General features: G+C 71.2%; 3 protein-coding genes. All 3 read left to right on the forward strand.

All coding sequences use genetic code 11. The features are described from left to right. The first annotated feature begins 156 nt into the window (after positions 1-156). Positions 157-456, forward strand: coding sequence for an MTH1187 family thiamine-binding protein (locus ACFRCR_RS17755; RefSeq protein ID WP_138827129.1), 300 nt, complete (start codon positions 157-159; stop codon positions 454-456). Positions 457-592: 136 nt separating this feature from the next. After that, positions 593-2,095 carry a hypothetical protein gene (locus ACFRCR_RS17760; protein ID WP_377679411.1) on the forward strand — a complete coding sequence of 501 codons (1,503 nt, stop codon included), beginning with the start codon at positions 593-595 and terminating at the stop codon, positions 2,093-2,095. 82 nt (positions 2,096-2,177) lie between these two features. Continuing rightward, positions 2,178-3,446: a DUF2254 domain-containing protein gene (locus tag ACFRCR_RS17765; RefSeq protein WP_377679413.1), complete on the forward strand. Its 1,269-nt coding sequence runs from the start codon at positions 2,178-2,180 to the stop codon at positions 3,444-3,446. The last annotated feature ends 97 nt before the right edge of the window (positions 3,447-3,543 follow it).

Raw genomic sequence — 3,543 nt, forward strand, 5'->3', positions numbered from 1 at the left:
GGCGCTCGGCTCGGCGGGGGAGGAGACGAGGCGCCGTGTGTGCACTTCGGGTCGACTCCCTCGGCACAGGAACGACCCGAACCGCACACTCGGCGGCCGATCCCCGGAGCGGGGCTCCCGAGCCCCCCGCCCCCCGAGACGCGGCATGATGGCCTCATGGCCATCTTCGCTTTCTCCGTCGCCCCGCTCGGTGCCGGCGAGTCCGTCACGGACGCCGTCGCCGAGGCCGTCCGCATCGTCCGCGCCTCGGGGCTGCCGAACCGGACCACGTCGATGTTCACCGAGATCGAGGGTGAGTGGGACGAGGTCATGGACGTCGTCAAGCGCGCGACCGAGGCCGTGGGGGCCGGCGGGCACCGCGTCTCGCTCGTGCTCAAGGCGGACATCCGCCCAGGTCGGACGGGGGAGCTGACCGGCAAGGTCGAGCGCGTCGAGGAGCGCCTGGCCAAGGACTGAGACCGGCCGGGACGGCCTCGTCCCAGTGGGTGAAACGACCTCGTTCGAGTCGCTCGCACGGGCGTCGTAGGCTATGCGGCAACGCCGCCGTCCGGGGCAGCGTTCGAGGTCGCTTCCCGAGCCGCAGGAGACCCAGATGCCCCTCTTCGAGGTGGACGCCGAGCGTCCAGTTCTCGTCCGCCCGTCGCAGCCGGCGGGTGGGGGCTTCGGCACGGTCGCGCAGCGCGTGGTCGACGGCCACCTGGACGGCCTGCTCGGCGAGCAGATCTTCCCCGTCAGGCAGGGGTCGTCGACGGACGAGCCGCACCTGCTGGCGCTCGACGCCGCGGGCCTGCCCGTCGTGATCGAGGTCGTCTCGGAGCTGACCGAGGAGACGCTGACCCGGGCCATGAACCACGCCGGCCGCGCGGGGCAGCTCACGCGGGCCGAGCTCGCGAGCCGCTACGTCGGGGGTGCCGCGCGGTTCCAGCAGGACGTCACGACGTTCTACGACAACGTGCCGCTCACGCGCTCGCAGGCGACGTCGCGGGCCACGGGGGCCCGCCTGATCGTCATCTGCTCGAGCGCGGAGGACGGCATCGTCGACGCCCTCGACTTCCTGCGTCAGCCCGGGTCGTCGGTGTCGGTCCTCAAGCTCGGCGTGATGCACGGGGCGGACGGCCGCCGGTTCGTCGACGTCTCGCCCCTGGTGCCCGAGCGCACGGCGCGTCCGGCGGCCCCGGCCGCTCCTCGCCGGGCGGCGGTCGAGCCCACGCGCTCGGCGCAGCGCACCGCGGACTTCGCCGAGGGCGTCGCGGTGGGGCGCGCGCTCACGGGCAAGCTGCCGATCGTGACGCAGCGCTCGCGCGCCGACCGTCGTCGGGGCTCGGAGCTCGAGGCCGCCGCGACCGTCTACGGGAGCGCCGCGGGCTCGACGGACGTGACGGGGCCGCTCGAACCGATCCACGAACCGCTCGGCGCGGACCGCGGTCTACCTGCCGAGCTCTCGGTACCGCCCGTCCCGGAGGTGCCGCCGGTTCCGCCCGTGCCGCTGCTCGCGTCGCCGCCCGCGGACGAGGCGGCGGACTTCGGCCGCTACTCCTCGACGCAGGCGGCGGAGGACGCCCTGTCCTCGCGCACGCCGAGCCGGGCGTCGATCCTGACGCGCGAGTCCATCCGCACGCGCGAGTCGATCCGCACCCGTGAATCGGTGCTGACGCGCGAGTCGTACGAGGCCGAGGCGCCCGCGTACGACCCGTTGTCGTACCAGCCGCCCGTGAACGTCCCGGTGGTCGACGCCCTGAGCACGATCGACCCGTTGGGCCAGGACCTCGTGCCGGCCCCGCCCGCCCCGTCCGTCTCGGCGCACGGCCTCGACCTGGACGACGACCCGGACGACGACCCGGACCTGCACGCGCTCGCTCGCGCCTTCGGCACGCCCGTGTCGCTCGTGTGGTCGCGCCCGCGCCGTGGGCAGCGCTTCGAGGCGGTCCTGTACCCGGACGGTTTCATCGAGCTGACCGACGGCGCGCGCTTCCGTCACCCGGACGCGGCGGCGATCGCGGCGTCGGGCACGGCGACGGCCGACGGGTGGAGCGTGTGGCGCCTGGGCGACGGCGGGCCGACGCTCACGGACGCGTTCCGCGAGCAGTACGCCTGATGCGTCGGTAGAGAGCTCGACGAAGGGGGGACGGCTCCACCCAGGGGGCTTCCTCGCGCAGGCGTAGCGTGAGGACGTGAAGATGTCCCGCTTCCTGACGAACGTTCGTCAGAGCCTCTGGCTCGTGCCAGTGGTTTGCGTGGCACTCGGCATCGTCCTGTCGCTGAGCACGATCGCTGTCGACCGGTTCTTCGACTACCAGCTCATTCCTGAATCGGTCGTCGGCGGACCGGATGCCGCGATGGAGATTCTCTCGGTGGTCGCGGGGTCGATGATCAGCCTCGCCGCCCTCGTGCTGACGATCACCATGGTGGTCGTGCAGCTCGCGATGGGCCAGTTCTCGCCGCGCATCGTGCAGCGCATCCTGCAGGACAAACCCAGCCAGTTCGCGATCGGGCTGTTCGTCGCAACTTTCGTCCATGCGATGCTCGCGCTCCGCGAGGTCGACCCCGGTGGCGACGGCCAGGAGGGCACCGTCCCGGGCCTGTCCGTGCTGACCGCATTCGTGCTGGTCGTCGTGAGCATCGCCGTCCTGGTCATCTACGTGCAGCATCTCGGCCAGACCCTTCGCGTCTCGGCGCTCATCGAGCTCGTCGGCGAGGACACACGCAAGCTGCTGGACCATGTCTACCCTGACAAAGGGGACGAGGCGGTATCCATCGACAGCGCGAACCGTGTGATCGTGTCCACCAAGTCGGGCGTCGTCACGACGATCGGTCACGCACACGTCGTCGAGGTGGCGAGGCTGGCAGGATGCGTCGTGGAACTGGTGCCAGAGCTCGGCGAGTTCGTCCCTGCATCGTCTCCACTGTTCATCGTGCACGGTGACGGATCGACCCTCGACGACAAGCGCCTGACAGAGGGAATCGTGCTCAAGTTCGAGCCGACGCTCGATCAGAACGTCGCGTACGGCGTGCGGATGCTCGTGGACATCGCCGAACGCTCCCTGGCGGACTCGCCGTTCCAGGACCCGTCGACCGCGGTACAGGCCATCGACCGGCTCCACGACATCCTGCGACAGCTCGCCCGTCGCCCGTTCCCCGACGGTCGGTTCCGCGACGAGAACGGCGAGCTCCGGCTGGTGGTGCGGGTGCTCGACTGGGACGGATACGTCCACCTCGCCTTTGACGAGATCCGCATGGCCGGAGCCGGCTCTCCCCAGGTGGCGCTGCACCTGCGAAAGGCCCTGCTCGATCTGAGGAGGGTTGCGCTGCCCGACCGCAGAGCGGTCGTCGACGAGCAGCTCGAACTCCTCACGACGGCCACGATGACGGCCATGGACGACGAGCGCGATGCGCAGAGGACGTTCGTGGACGACGATCAGGCCGTCGTGCAGGCCGACGACACGTGATGCCGGCGCCGACAGGCCGACCCTCACGGGCGCGTTCCGCGAGCGGTACGCCTGACGCGTCGGCAGAGCTCGACGAAGGGGTGACGCGCAGCAGCGC

This window comes from Oerskovia sp. NPDC056781, from assembly GCF_042789955.1.
Lineage (GTDB): Bacteria > Actinomycetota > Actinomycetes > Actinomycetales > Cellulomonadaceae > Oerskovia > Oerskovia rustica.